Source organism: Paenibacillus tyrphae, from assembly GCF_024158745.1.
GTDB classification, from domain to species: domain Bacteria; phylum Bacillota; class Bacilli; order Paenibacillales; family NBRC-103111; genus Paenibacillus_G; species Paenibacillus_G tyrfis_A.
The window spans coordinates 225,123-239,021 of record NZ_JAMZAW010000010.1; the positions used below are offsets into that span (position 1 = coordinate 225,123).

Annotated in this window: 12 protein-coding genes; 4 read left to right on the plus strand and 8 right to left on the minus strand. The window is 54.0% G+C overall.

Annotated features, from left to right (window positions below; genetic code table 11):
* Positions 1-178 precede the first annotated feature (178 nt).
* Both NI000_RS17000 and NI000_RS17005 read left to right on the plus strand, forming a co-directional pair.
* Positions 179-460, plus strand: a complete 282-nt coding sequence (locus tag NI000_RS17000) for an ArsR/SmtB family transcription factor (RefSeq protein ID WP_253412516.1) — start codon at positions 179-181, stop codon at positions 458-460.
* A 74-nt stretch (positions 461-534) separates the two neighbouring features.
* The gene (locus NI000_RS17005) at positions 535-1,725 is read left to right on the plus strand and encodes an MFS transporter (RefSeq protein WP_253412518.1); all 1,191 of its coding nucleotides are present in this window, start codon (positions 535-537) and stop codon (positions 1,723-1,725) included.
* A 57-nt stretch (positions 1,726-1,782) separates the two neighbouring features.
* On the opposite strand, the gene NI000_RS17010 is transcribed toward NI000_RS17005, so the two are convergent.
* The 3 genes from NI000_RS17010 to NI000_RS17020 all read right to left on the minus strand — a co-directional run bounded on the left by NI000_RS17010 (position 1,783) and on the right by NI000_RS17020 (position 4,471).
* The gene (locus NI000_RS17010) at positions 1,783-2,547 is read right to left on the minus strand and encodes an SDR family oxidoreductase (protein WP_253412519.1); all 765 of its coding nucleotides are present in this window, start codon (positions 2,545-2,547) and stop codon (positions 1,783-1,785) included.
* Positions 2,548-2,665: 118 nt separating this feature from the next.
* Positions 2,666-3,859 (minus strand): hypothetical protein, encoded by a 1,194-nt coding sequence (locus tag NI000_RS17015; protein ID WP_253412521.1) that lies wholly within the window; start codon positions 3,857-3,859, stop codon positions 2,666-2,668.
* A 105-nt stretch (positions 3,860-3,964) separates the two neighbouring features.
* The gene (locus NI000_RS17020) at positions 3,965-4,471 is read right to left on the minus strand and encodes a DinB family protein (protein WP_253412523.1); all 507 of its coding nucleotides are present in this window, start codon (positions 4,469-4,471) and stop codon (positions 3,965-3,967) included.
* A 382-nt stretch (positions 4,472-4,853) separates the two neighbouring features.
* Here NI000_RS17020 and NI000_RS17025 point away from each other — a divergent pair, with 382 nt between their 5' ends.
* Complete coding sequence (locus tag NI000_RS17025) at positions 4,854-6,824, plus strand: hypothetical protein (protein ID WP_253412525.1); 1,971 nt, start codon at positions 4,854-4,856, stop codon at positions 6,822-6,824.
* A gap of 98 nt (positions 6,825-6,922) precedes the next feature.
* On the opposite strand, the gene NI000_RS17030 is transcribed toward NI000_RS17025, so the two are convergent.
* Together NI000_RS17030 and NI000_RS17035 are read right to left on the minus strand one after the other, a co-directional pair.
* Positions 6,923-10,228, minus strand: a complete 3,306-nt coding sequence (locus NI000_RS17030; RefSeq protein ID WP_253412527.1) for a DEAD/DEAH box helicase — start codon at positions 10,226-10,228, stop codon at positions 6,923-6,925.
* Positions 10,229-10,252: 24 nt separating this feature from the next.
* On the minus strand, positions 10,253-10,939 hold the full coding sequence (locus NI000_RS17035; protein ID WP_253412529.1) for a serine/threonine protein kinase: 687 nt from the start codon (positions 10,937-10,939) through the stop codon (positions 10,253-10,255).
* 245 nt (positions 10,940-11,184) lie between these two features.
* On the opposite strand from NI000_RS17035, the gene NI000_RS17040 reads away from it, so the two are divergent.
* Positions 11,185-11,490, plus strand: a complete 306-nt coding sequence (locus tag NI000_RS17040; RefSeq protein WP_253412531.1) for a hypothetical protein — start codon at positions 11,185-11,187, stop codon at positions 11,488-11,490.
* Between the two features lie 87 nt (positions 11,491-11,577).
* Here the strand turns inward: NI000_RS17040 and NI000_RS17045 are convergent, their stop codons facing one another.
* From NI000_RS17045 to NI000_RS37135, 3 genes are all read right to left on the minus strand, one after another.
* On the minus strand, positions 11,578-12,231 hold the full coding sequence (locus tag NI000_RS17045) for a FusB/FusC family EF-G-binding protein (RefSeq protein ID WP_253412533.1): 654 nt from the start codon (positions 12,229-12,231) through the stop codon (positions 11,578-11,580).
* A gap of 313 nt (positions 12,232-12,544) precedes the next feature.
* Entirely contained in the window at positions 12,545-12,991 is a 447-nt protein-coding gene (locus NI000_RS17050; protein ID WP_253412535.1) for a DUF6376 family protein, read from the minus strand.
* A gap of 65 nt (positions 12,992-13,056) precedes the next feature.
* On the minus strand, positions 13,057-13,527 hold the full coding sequence (locus NI000_RS37135; RefSeq protein WP_253412537.1) for a CPBP family intramembrane glutamic endopeptidase: 471 nt from the start codon (positions 13,525-13,527) through the stop codon (positions 13,057-13,059).
* Positions 13,528-13,899 lie beyond the last annotated feature (372 nt).

Consider the following 13,899-nt stretch of genomic DNA (forward strand, 5'->3'; position numbering starts at 1 on the left):
GCGGAGGAAATTCCCAATAAATCCGACATTTTCGTGACCATCCTTCTTCCGTTTCCTCTCCGGCACCGGCATGTAGTCCGCTTATATGGTCAAATTACCTATTTACATTCGCGGAGAGGTGTGCTATTTTAAATTTCGATACATATAGAAATAATACACTGGCAAGGATGAGGCTACGATGGAGCACAATAACGCGGAACTGCAGCAAGCTGTCAAAATATACAAAGCTCTCGGAGAACCGACCCGGCTTAAAATCGCCCTGCTGCTTACGGAAGAAAGGAATCTGTGCTGCTCGGATATCGGGAGCAAGCTCGAATCCGTTGCGGGCTCGACGCTGTCCCATCATTTGAAGCAGCTGACGGATTGCGGCCTGCTCAAGCTCCGCAAGGACGGCACGTATATTTATTACAGCGTGAATCGCGAAATTGCCCAAAAGTATGCGCCGTATTTGCTGGAGTAGTTTTTTTTGGCTTTATTTCTATATTTGTAGAAATATAAAAATAATATGGAGTGGAGAGAGGAGTATCTACCATCATGTCAAGCACATGGAAAATTTACATGCTGGCCGTCGTCAGTTTTCTTGTCGGCACGTCGGAGTTTATTATCGCCGGAATTTTGGATAAAGTAGCGGCGGATATCGGGGTCCCGGTGTCCGCGGCGGGTCAGCTCATTACCGTGTTCTCGCTGGCCTACGCTTTTGGGACCCCTATTCTTATGGCGGCGACCGCCCGTCTGGAGCGGCGCAAGCTGCTGCTCTACTCTCTCGGCGTCTTCGTCGTTGGAAACGGGATGGCCGTGGTGCTGCCGGGATTTGAATTTCTGATCGTTTCCCGAATTATTCTTGCGCTCAGCACCGGGGTATTCGTCGTGACCGCCTTGACCGTAGCTTCCAAGCTGGCCCCGCCGGAGAGACAGGGACGCGCCATCGCGACGCTCGTCATGGGCTTCAGCACCGCCCTGATCGTCGGTGTCCCACTCGGGAGGGTCGTCGCCTCCGTTTACGACTGGAAGATGACCTTCGCCGGAATCGGCGTGCTGGGGGTTCTTGCCATCCTGGCCGTCTCCTGGACGATTCCGCAGACGGACGGCGAAGAACCGGTACCGCTGCGCAAACAGCTCGCGCTGATGAAGGAGCCGAGAATCGCCGTCGCATTGCTCGTCACCTTCTTCTGGATTTCCGGCTATTCGATCGCTTACACGTACATTTCGCCGTTCCTGCTCACGGTGACCGGCATGAGCGAGCAAGGCGTGAGCGCGGGCTTGTTCGCCTTCGGAATCGCCAGCCTGATCGGCTCGAAGCTCGGAGGCTACGGCACCGACAAGTGGGGGGTTCCCCGTACGCTAATCGGAGGCATGCTGCTTCACGCAGCGTCTCTCATCCTGCTGTCGTTAGCCGCCCACTCCTCGGCAGCCGTCTTCCCGCTGCTCATGCTCTGGGCCTTCTCCGCATGGTCGTCGGGTCCGACCCAACAGTACTATTTAATGACGCTTGCTCCCGAAGCGTCCGGCATTATGCTTAGCTTGAACAGCTCCGTGCTTCAGCTGGCGATGGCGGCCGGCGCGGGGATCGGCGGTGTTGTCGTGCAGCAGGCATCGCTGACCTCCATCAGCTGGATCGGGGCGGCAGGCGTCGTCGTCGCGGCAGTGACGGCTGCCACTTCCCTTGGCATCACCCGCTCCCACCGCCTGGCGGAGGAACGGAAGCTTCAGCAAGCCGGAGCTTAAAAAACGGCAAGCCGGTCATAACACGGAATGACGTGTTGGACCGGCTTGTTTTATTGCTTACAGATGCGTGCCCCCGCTGACATCGATACACTGGCCGGTAATCCACCGGCTGTCGGGAGAAGCGAGGAAAGCTGCAACGTCCGCAAGATCCTCCGGCTGCCCCCATCGGTCAAAAACCGAAAGACCGGCGGCAAATTTCCGACCCTCCGGGTCCTGCTTGGTTGCGGTGTTCATATCCGTATCCGTAATTCCGGGCATGATCGCATTGATCGTGATATTACGTGATCCCAATTGCTTGGCTAAGGTGGAGGTCATGGTGTTGATCGCACCTTTGGTCATACTGTAGCCGAGAAGATTGGGAAAAGCCACCCGCGTTACCGACGACGAGATGTTGATAATGCGTCCCTCGTCTTTCAGCCGGGGCAAAGCTTCACGGATAAGGAACAGCGGCGCTTTGACGTTGATGGCGATCTCTTCCTCGAAAAGCTCCTCCGTCAAATCCTCAATGAAGGCGGTTTGAGCGATTCCGGCATTGTTCACGAGAATATCGAAGCGGTTATCGCCCGTGCGTGCCCGCAGCGCTTCATCCATGACTCCCATCAGTTCATATACGCCGTTGGCCGATTTGAAATCCGCCCCAACCGCAAAAGCCGCCCCGCCCTTTTCCCAAATCTCGCGAACGACCTCTTCGGCAGCCTCCCGGTTCTTGGCATAATGTACGCCGACCAATGCCCCTTCCTGCGCGAGACGCAGCGCGATGCCGCGTCCGATCCCCCGGCTTGCTCCTGTCACCAAAGCTATCTTGCCTTGCAATTTCCCCATATTTTACAACCCCTCATGCTCGATTAACAGGTTCCCCTGCTCATCCTAGTTATAGCACAAGGCGGTTTTTGTTATGTTGCTCTCTCATTCATCGAACCGCAGCCAAGAAGCCCGCTGCCTACTGCTTCACCCACTCGGTACCGCTGAACGTCTTGATGTGGTACCAGACCGCGCCTTCCGGCGACGTCCACTTTTCGAACGCCTGCACCTCCTGCGGAGCAAAGAACCCTTTAAGGTGGCACATTTCGCCCGTCGCAGGAAACCAATACGTCTGCGTCTCCGCCGTAAGCTTCACCGTCTCTTCAGTCGGTACGATGCCCTCGGGCCGCTCCAAAAGAGCCCGCTTCAGATTTACCCACTTCAAGCCTGCCGGCGTTTCAAGCTGCGTCCATTCGCCTACGATCTGCACGGCTTTATAAGCTCCCGGCTCCAACCAAACATTCCGATCATAGCTGGGCATCCGCTCCTCAAAATACCGCGTTTTCGTGGTCAGCTTTACAGGCTCGTTTGCCGGTTTATAGTCCTCCAATACCTCATGCTCAGGCTTTATCCACCGCTCGCCTTGCGGGAGACTTACTTTGTACCAGGTGAAGAGGAAGAAAGCTTGCGGCGAATACTGCCATTTGGCGATGGCGTGAACGATGCCCGGTTCTACCGCTTCCCCTTTCCCCTCTTCATACGGAACTTCATAGGCGGTTTCGGCTCCCGACAGCTTCAGATCATAGTCCACTGTCTTGGCATGGACATTTTCCATGAGTGCCGGTTTAAGAATCCATTTTGGACCCATCCATGTTGTCTCCACTTGGTACCACGTACCGCTCTTTCCGCTGGCACTTGTTGCATTGATCACGTATTTCGGTCCGTAACGGAGCTCTGCGGTAGTCATAATTTCCTGCGGGGCAAGAGACTGCCCCGTGTCCGTCTCGACGTCAGGCCGGTCGAACAACCGCGCGGTGCCGATGAGCGTAAGCGTCTTCTTCCGTTCCTCGTAGGTCCCGTACAGCACTCTCTCGTCGTCACGGATCCACCGGTCTCCGAGCCAGGTCCGCACCTTGAGCCACTCCTCCGGCTTCCGCTCGTCATAATAACTAAAAGGCGCGCCAGGCGCAAGCAGCACGTTCTGATACGGCGAAATCGAGCCTAACGGACGGCCTCCGCCTCCTTCCCGAGCGTACAGGTCCGTTTCCCCGATAATCACGAAGCTCCTCGGGGACTCCTCGGCGTAAGAGATGGCAGGATAGTTCACTGTAGCGGGCAGCATCAGCAGCATGGCTGCACATACCGGGGCAAGCTTCCTCATCGCTTTCCTCATCCAATGTCAATCCTTTCCTGTTTTCGTAACAGACGCGCGGCAGACAGGAAAGTTGCGAGGCTTCATGAAACTTCATCGTACGGCTCGGCAGCAGGCAAGCCTATCTTAAGCTTGATCCTGATACCAGAACAAGGCATACTCCGTCATGACCGAGGCGTGACCCATCTGACGCAGCATCGCCGAAATATTGCCGCGGTGATATGTGCCATGATTCACGACCTGCATTACGATTTCCGATAGACGGGTTTCCCGGATTCCAGCGTACGGATTATCCAAAACGATCGTCTTTTCCAAGTCGGCTTGCTGTCTGAAGAATGCTCTATACTGCTCGGACAAAGCGGCGAACATCGCCTCCAGCCCCTCGATGCTCTGCCTCTCCGCTTCTTCCGTCACTTGCTCCGTCAGCTTCATCGCTTCTTTCATTTCTGTGCCGGAAGCGATCTCCAGCCATGAGCTGTCGACGGTATAAATATGAGCCATTGCCTTCGATACGGATGGAAAAATACTTACAATCTCCTGCTTGTATACGTCTTGCGGAAGCTCCTTCAGCAGGTTAAGCATCCTTTGATTCGCCCACACATGGTACTCATACATCGTTACGGCATTTGACATAAGTGATTCCCCTTTGCTTTTTTTGATTAGCTGTTATGGTTAGTATACAAAAAGAAGTATGACAACAGGGTGTCATACTTCGTAAAAAGCACTTTTATTTTTATTTCAGCAGTTCCAGATCCGTCCACGTTTTGGAGCGGTTCTGGGTCCAGTTCGTCAGCGTATTGCTGTACCTGTGAATCGTGTAGATATCGCCTTGGCCGTCACATCGTCATCCCCTCATTCCTGCCATCTGATGCATTCACGAACATAGACGCGGTTCTTGTGAAAAAGTTACAATCAATCTGACACCGCTTGCCGAATAAAACGTTTCTTCCGCTTCAGGAAGCTGCTAGAATATGGTATTATAGCAAATTGAAAGATTGGAGAAGGAGACTGTGCTATGCGGAATAAATCAACTCTGGCCTTCCTCTTGGGAATAGGCCTGTCGCTGGCCGCGGCCGCTCACGGGAACGCCTCGGAATATGCGGATACCCCAACGGAGCCTGCCGATGCCGTTCGCATTCCTCGGACCTTGACGCTGCTTGAAGATACCCCGTATTATGTCATTCCGAACGCGCTGGTGAACAAAGCCGAGGGAGCCTTCTCTCCGCAAACGGTTGAAGTCATCGAAGCCGAAACGCGCTGGGCGGAAGTGCCGAATTGGTGGAAGATTCGTACGACCCTTGGCGATAAATGGATCAAGATCGATCCCGGCAAAATTGACGTGCCCCCTCCCCCGAAGATCACCTTAATGGAAAATACGCCGATCTATGCCAAAGCCAGTACCCATCTACAGCCTTCCGCCGTTTTGTCTCCCCAGCAAGTGGAGGTGGTCGGCGCGGAGAAGCAATGGTTTTACAGTCCGAAGCATGACGAAAACGAATTAAAATGGCTGAAGATCCGCACGTCCTGGCTCGGTGACCAATGGATTCGGCTTCCGCTCAAGCAAATCGGCTCTTATTACAGCCATACCAAGAAAAAATATTATGGAACCGCCGAATTTAGCAGCGTTCCCCTGTGGAACCATATAGCGGATTCTTCGGCCTCCCCCCGCCAGATCCGGGATCAGCTATTTACGGAAACAGGAGAATTCCAATCTCCCTTAGGCAGCTTCTATCAAGTGGAGACCCCGGAGGGAACAAGATGGACACGTTATCCCGGCGAGTTTGTTACGGAAGCGAACGAGACGATCACAAGGCGGCAGCCGGCCCCTTTGTATCCTTCGCCGTCTCCCTATAGCGGTAAGCCCCATATAGCCGTTCCACAGACGCTAACCGTTTTTGAGAAAATCGAAGCGAATCCGGTCCGAGACTGGGAAGGAACCTGGTACCACGTCCGGACAAACGAAGGCGAAGGCTGGTTCAATCCAAAATACGCAGATCCGGAAGACGCCAAGCCGGACAACACCGAAATCGATCTGCGGTCGGATACGACATGGCTTTACCAATATCCGGACAGCTCTCAGCTGCTGAACTACGGGGTTCTCGGCCCGCAAAAGATTCGTGCCTCCGCTGCCTGGACGGCCCCCAACGGAACACGGTGGTTTCAAATCCCCACCTTCCTTGGAAACGCATGGATTAACCTAAACCCTATCCGCGACCGGCTTCAGCTTCCGGGCCGAGAACAGGATATGCAAATCGTTGGCGAGATAAGCCACAAGGGAGCTATATACAAAACAGAGAACGCGCTTACGTTCGGGGATACGAAAGTAGGATATGAGCGCGACGGAGAGCTGTTTTTCCACACCGGCGTTGTGGCGAAAATGTACCAGTACACCGTTACAGGTCCGGATCGGGAGAACGCATGGACCTTCGCCCATCCTTCGGGTTACTCCTTTCGGATGAAAGCCGGGGAGAAGAAGGCCGTGGTTTCGTGGAAAGGCGAAGCCCGCCGCAGCGTCATTTTATCGGCGGCTCCGGTCGCTTCCGCAGATCAGGAAGCGCCGGATCTGCGAATTGACGAAATGAGAGCGTTGTTTGGCGCCTCGACCGAAGTTACGCCGAATCACAGTTCAGTGTATCTTAGCTCTGCCGAATATACACTTGGCGCTTTTAACCCGCCTGCGGAAGTAAAGGGGAACCTTCTGCATCTATCCGCCCTATGCTACGATGCGGGAAGCCCGCAGCCGAACGAAGTCAATAACCGGTTGAAGATCTATGTGTATGACCGTTCTTCCGATGCGCCATCTGATTCATTCGCTGGCGCGGCCGTTGCGTCGGAAGAGATGCTGTTTTCCCTTAGCATGGATCGGGCGTTATACGACCTGTCCTTAAAGAAGCAACTGCAGCCTGGAGTCAACCGTCTTACCGCTGTATACAAGGTCGGCGAGCGCATCATCTTTGAGCAGGACTTCGATGTGACGGCCGGATAAGAAACTATCCTCTTATCCAATAAAACAGGACCCTGCGCCTCACTGGCGTCGGGTCCCTTTCTCGTTCCTTCCATCCCGGTTCCATTGCGGAACCCTGCTCATTCGAGCATCAGCAGCTCCCGGACGTCCCGTTCCGTCAGAGCGGACAGCCCCTCTTCGCCCGGCTGAATGACTTCGTCGATCAAATGTTTCTTTCGCTGCTGAATCTCGTACATTTTGTCTTCTACCGAGCCTTGAGTGACGAGCCGGATCACTTGAACCACCTTCTTCTGCCCGATCCGGTGGGCGCGGTCCATAGCCTGCTGCTCCACGGCGGGATTCCACCACAGATCGTACAGGATAACGGTGTCCGCTCCGGTCAGATTCAGACCGGTCCCCCCGGCTTTTAGGGAGATCAGGAACAAATCCCGCTCGCCTTCGTTAAACCGTCGGCAGCGCTCGACACGCTCGGCGGATGGAGTTTTGCCATCCAAATAAAAATACGGTACGCCCCGGTAGCCCAGCTCCCGCCCGATCAGCCCCAGCATCTCGGTAAATTGCGAGAAAACCAGCATCCGCCGGCCTGCGCTCCGGCATTCCTCCACCAGCTCCAGCAGCTGCTCGAATTTCGCCGAGCTTCCGGTATACCCTTCGACGAACAATGCAGGATGACAGCACAGCTGGCGCAGCCGGGTGATACCCGCCAAAATTTTGATCCGGTTTTGCTGAAACGTATCCGCGTCCAGATGCTTTAGCGCTTCCTTTTGCAGCTTGGCCAGGTAGGCTACGTACAGCTTCTTCTGCTCCGGCAGCAGCTCCAAGGCTTGCAGCGATTCGATCTTCTCCGGCAGCTCTTTCAGCACATCGCTCTTAACCCGCCGCAGCAGAAACGGACGGGCGCGCTTCGCCACGGTCTCGCGGGACAGCTCGCCGAAGGCTTTGCGATCCGGGAACAGCTCGGGGAACACCGCGTCAAAAATGGACCACAGCTCCTCCAGCGAGTTCTCGACCGGCGTTCCGGTCAGCGCGAACCGGTATCTGGCCTGGATTGCCTTCACCGCTTGCGCCGTCTGCGTCGCGTAGTTTTTAAACGCTTGGGCCTCGTCCAAAATGAGCGTATGAAACGCATGCCCGGCATAACGTCCAATATCTCTGCGCAGCAGCGGGTACGAGGTGATCACGACGTCCGCATGGGACAGTTCCTTCAGTACGCGGGCGCGTACCGCGCTGCTGCCGTCGGCAATAACGGCCCGAAGCTCCGGCGCGAACCGGCTCAGCTCGTTCCTCCAATTATACAAAAGAGACGCGGGAGCGACGACCAGCGCAGGCTGCCCCTGGTCTCGGATCTCCGACAGGACGGATACGAGAAAGGCGATGCTCTGCAGCGTCTTGCCAAGCCCCATATCGTCGGCAAGAATGCCGCCGAAGCGGTAGTGGGCTAGCGTCTTCAGCCAGCCATATCCATATTTCTGGTAATCCCGCAGCACAGGAGTCAGCCGCTCCGGCAGCGGAAAATCCAGATTGTCCGGATTCCGCATGTTTTCCAACAGCCGGCGAAGCGATTTGCCCAGACTGACAGCACGGCCCTGCTCCCGCGCATCGATCAGGTGCAGTCCACGGACAGCCGACAGGCGCAGTTCCGTTCCTTTCACATCCGCTTGGCGGATGCCCATTTCGTTCATAAAACGGACGATCTCCTGAAACTCCTCGCTTTCCAGCGGCAGCAGGGCGCCGGTCGGCAGCCGGTGGTATCTGCGCTTCTCTTCCAAAGATTTCAGCACTTTGCGGATTTCCGCTTCCGGGATTCCGTCTATATCGAACTTGATTTCCAGCCAATCGATCCGCTCGTCCACATCCACCCGGATCTTCGGCGGAACGTGGCCGGTATGAAGCCTTACTTTTACGGCGGAGGTGGCATATACCTCGACCAGCTTTTCCAGCTGGGGCAGGACGCGGTACATAAACTCGTATTCCTCGTCTTCGCCATCCAAGAAATAGCCGCTTTCCGTCCTCACGAAGGCGCTTTGCTCCAAGAGCTCAAGAATCGCCCGCTCCTTCTCCCCGTCCCGCACCAGGATTCGCCCTTCGCCGCGCTGGGTTTTTCCCTCTTCCAACGGATTAAGGACGATGTCGCCGTAATGAAACTCTAGCCCGGCAAGCAGCCGGTCCCTCACCCGGTCCAAATACAGCTTGGCCTTCAGCGATATGCGCATGATACGGTCGGACACGGCTTGGGCGACATGGACGGTTCCCAGCTTCATCAGACCGGGAATCGCCGTCTCGATGAAAGGCTCGATCTGATCTGCCGATATCCGAAGCTGGCGCGTACGGGCCGAATCCAGCATTTGTTTCAGCTCTGAAAGGCGCTGACTGCTATCGGGCGACAGTTTCAGCAGCTTCCCCTCGGCAAGGACCAGCCCGTACATTTCCATAACGATGATCTCGTTCAGCCCTTGGACGTCCAAGCGATATCCATCCCCCGGCGCTTGGTCGAAATCGAAGCGCAGCGGGATCGGCTCGTCGGAGATGCGAACTCCCTCGTAGAAGCGGCCATCCTGCTCGAGCTGTGCGGAAGGAGCCGCCGCCAACAAGGGAAGCAGCGCTTCCCACGAGAACGGAGGAATCAGCAGCATCCGCTCGCCGCTCATACGGTTGAGCTGAACGGCAAACGTACTCGACGTTTCACGGTACATCTTCTCGTTGCGGCAGATTAGGAATAACTGGCGAAGGATGGCGTCGTCCTCGATTTTAAAGCTGTGAAGCTCCGGGTCGTAAGTGAAATGCTTGGTAAATACGTAAGCTTGTCTCCGTTCCACCCGCTCCAGAAACTCTCTTATATTCTGTACGATGTACAGCCGTTTGGGCCCTACTTTAAGCTCGATTCCGAACATGTACTTCCGGTAACCGTAAGCAAAGGGCGTGCAAGTAAACTCCACCTCAAGCTGCGTTCTTGTATCGAAGCGCGGCCGGGAACCGGTCGGGATCACCGGCTTGCCGACGAACAGTCCTAGCACGCTGTTCGTCAGTCGGAGATCTCCTGCGGGAATCGCGGAGGCGCTTGCTGCCGCTCCGTCTGACGGAGGGGTCACAGATAATCCGTCCTCCGATCGAAGCCGCCCAACAGGCAAGCTGCCGGCCTGCTCCGTATCGTGAATATACAACAGCACCGCAGCGACATGCTTACAGTATTTGTCGTAGGAGCCCAAGGTAGGGCACGTGCACGCCGCTTTTACCTCTCCTTCATGCCCGATTTCGACGGTCACCCGGCAGCTGTCGGCGCTGCCGACCGTCGCTTCGTAGCTCGCAGCTTCGGGATCGCAATGCGTGAAGGCCACTTTTCCGGCGCGGCAGTAGGCTTCTCCCTTTTTGTAGGAGAGCTCGCCGCACAATGATTTAATGACCCGTGGTGTCAACGGTGCGTTCATTGCCTGAGACCTTCCTTACTTCATCTATTTCAAAAACCTGGAAAACAACTGACTGACTTTCTGGGCGAAATCATCAAGGCTCACATTCGCCTGATCCAATCTGGCGTAGCCGTTCTTGATCGCATCCAGCACCCAGGCGGGAATTTTGATTCCCTCGATGCCGGGATAAACGACGCGGTACGCCCAGACCAGATGCTCCCACCGGTGGTCGTCTCCCTCCAGCGCATATTCCGATACGTCCAGCACCTTGCCCCGGCCCGATTGCAGGATGATATTTTTCAGATGAATGTCGCGCGGATTCAAGCCGCGGCTGCGCACCAGCGCGCGCGCTTCTTCCACGTCGAGGATCGCCTGCTCCGGTACGGGAATACCCTCCAGCAGGCAATCCAGCAGCGTGACTCCGGATTCGTGGCTCATGACCAGATGGCGCTCTCCGCATCCGAAATATACCGGAAAATAAGGAATCCCTTCCAACCGTTCGTACACTTGCTTCTCCATCTCCCGTTTCCCGAGCGCCAGCGCAAGATCCGAGTAGATTTTAAACGCATAGCCCGGCGTCCGATCATAGGTGAACACAGCCGCATCCGTTCCGATGCCGATGCAGTGAAGTCCTTCCGAATAGCCGGATACGATTACAGGCTCATTCTCTTCGCTGCCGGTTACCGTGATGCTGCGCAGCGCCTCATCGGCCATAGTCCAATCCATATTCATCCTGGAGTCCCCCCTTGTACCGTCTATTGGCAGACTAACTCATGTAAGATATTTACGCGAATCAAGCATCCAGGGTGCAAAATGGGTTAAGGTCATTAGAGCGATTATACCACAGAACAACCGTTCGCCAAAATAAAATGCGCTTCTCCTGCTTCAAAAATTATCCATACGGGTAACTATGGTTAGCTGGTTCCGATACCAGAATGATGAAGGCGCATAACTGCAAAGAAAAGGAGTGTTGATGTATGAAAAGCATACTGAAAACAAAAATCACGGTACTCGCTTTGTGCTCGGCTTTCCTGCTGCCGGCCGCAGCTTTCGCCCAGACGCCGGACGAACCGGCCGCGAACTCGCCGACGACTACCGTCACCTTTCCTAATCTGAACCTGACGACTGCTGTAAAGGTAACGAATATAGACGGGGTATTGGTTCCGGGGGATTATGTGGTCACCAGCGATTCGAGAGTGGCTTATATCCCCCAAGGCGTCGGGCTCGTCGTCGTCAATAAAGAAACCATCCTGCCGAATGGGGCGTTTTATTTGAAGGATTAGCCCCTGGGACTTCTTCGGTGACTATCCCAATCTAAAGCAAAAAACCATTGAATCCGGAAAAAGCCGCAGATTCAATGGTTTTTTTGTCTAGCCTATAACCGTGTTAATAAAGTTCTCCAAAGATGAAACATCCGTAATGTTCTTATTGCACTCGTGACCATGCATGCACAAATAATTGCCAACCGCTTTATAATAATCAGCTGAAGCTTTCGCCGGCCTTTTTTTGGATATCGCCGAAAATAAAGCAAGATCTTCATACTTATTGCATACGAAGCAATAGCTTTTCTTGTTGGTGGGAGTATATTTGCCTTCTACACCGACAAATTGCCCATCCAGATGATACACGATGAACAATTTATTCGTAGAGATATCGATCCAACTGAGATAAGTGACGTAACGATGGTCTATCTCGGATAAATTAGGAATCTTTAGCTTCTTATTCTTGGGAAACAGCTTCTGAATCTGCTTTTCCGTAATATGCGGAAATTCCACGATGTACGGCTCTAACGTTCTCAGATACTTATGGAAATCTTCTGACGTTTCCAAGGTTACAATGCTTTCCAGCATCTGTTTCTGAAGGCCGGAAGCGTCGGGAAACAGCTCTACGATTTTGGCTGCCGTACCCTGCCTGACCGATTCCAATACCTTCCGATCGGCAATCGTTCTGAGAGCGTGCTGCAGGTTCCCTGCTTGCTTCTTGATATCGTTATACTGATGGTTTCTAATAAATGGTCCACACATGGAGGTCAGCCCCTTATTTTATAAGATTGAAAATAAGGTGCAAAGCCATATTATTAGAAACGATAGCTGCTCATCCGGGCGATTTCGTGTTGCTCTCTTTTAACGCCCATGCAAAGTATCGCCCTAAAAATAAGGCTTTGCATGAGACTGGCCAATCCGGCAATCGCGAATTGCCATCCGTACCAACTCCCTCGTTCTTACTTACGATTAGTATAAACAAAACAAATGTCTGTAGCAAGAACAAGACTTCATTCCAATCCCCGCCGATACAAAAAGGATGCCTTCACCTCATGTGAACGGCATCCATTATTTCTTAAGGAGTTAAGCTCTGGACTTTATCCTGAATTTTAGTAACCTGGTTCAGCGTGTCGATGAACTGGGAATTTTCGATCGCCTTCCAGTCGATAGCGCCGTTGTTGATCTTCTCCAAGTATCCGTTAATCTCCTTCGTCAGCGTTTCGTTATAGCCGACCAGCTGCCCATGAACGTCTTTGGCAAAATCGGGAGCTTGAAGCGCATTGAATTTTGCAATCCGCTCCTTCATACCGGTCAACTCGTTCTTCAATGTCGTTCTGGCTTCGGGATCGGTAACTGCCTGCCCGGCAAGCGCCGGCAATTGTTCCGCAAGCCGCGTAGTGTCATTGATAAAGTTGGTAGCTTCTTCCACATAGTTTAACGTATTGTTTACTTTGTCGACGAGCCCACAGCCTGACAACAGACCGACTGCAAGCACAAGCAAAAGCATGATTTTCAGTTTCATCCTCCGGACCTCCGACTTTTTTTACAAGGTAATACTGATCTAAGCCCGCTCCGGTTTCAAAAAAACTATAAGGACCGCGGTTCCTGAACCGGCCGTTCGCCTTTTCCGGGAAGGGTTCGAATGATCGTCCATTGCTTTCTCGTAACCATGAACGCCACCGCCAGCAAAGCAAGGGCAACGAAAACACCAGACTCTCCCGTCCACAGCAAAGCCGACTCCCCTTTGGTAAACAGGTCGAAGACGTTCTGGGTAATGGCATTCCATGAGGCATGCAGCAAGACGGCCGGCCAAATACTTCCCGATGTCAAACGGAGATACGCCATCACATACCCGAAGGACGTGACCGTGACCATAAACAGCAAGATCGACAAAAGAAGGAACGGACCGGCGTAATATACTCCGGCTACCATGAGAGGCAGATGCCACGCGCCCCACACCAGTCCGCTTACAAGAACAGGCCGGGGAACCCGGGCATCGATCAGGCGCGTGAGCATGTAGCCGCGCCACCCCACTTCCTCACCAAAGCTTCCAATCAATCCTCGAATCGTTCCGAGGGTTGCATTCGCTAGCAAAAGGAGGACAAACAAAACAAGAGGAGGAGCGTTTAAATACGTAGCGGGTGCGGCAAATTGCGCGAGTCCGGACATCCATGCTATGCCATAGGCCGCCAGATCGACCGCTATCGGCAGGAGAAGCACGATCGGTATGAATTTAAGAGTACGTCTTCCCCCCAGGCGAAGTGAGATGTCGGCTAAACCTTCGCGCAACACCAAACGCGATAATAAAGACGCCAAGGCGGGCGTCCACATTAGAAAAAGCACCCATTTGCCGTCGTGGAGACTCAGCCAGTAACCCACACATGAAAGAGGAACGAGCAAAGCAAAAAAGACCGTAAGCCCGCGTCGGGC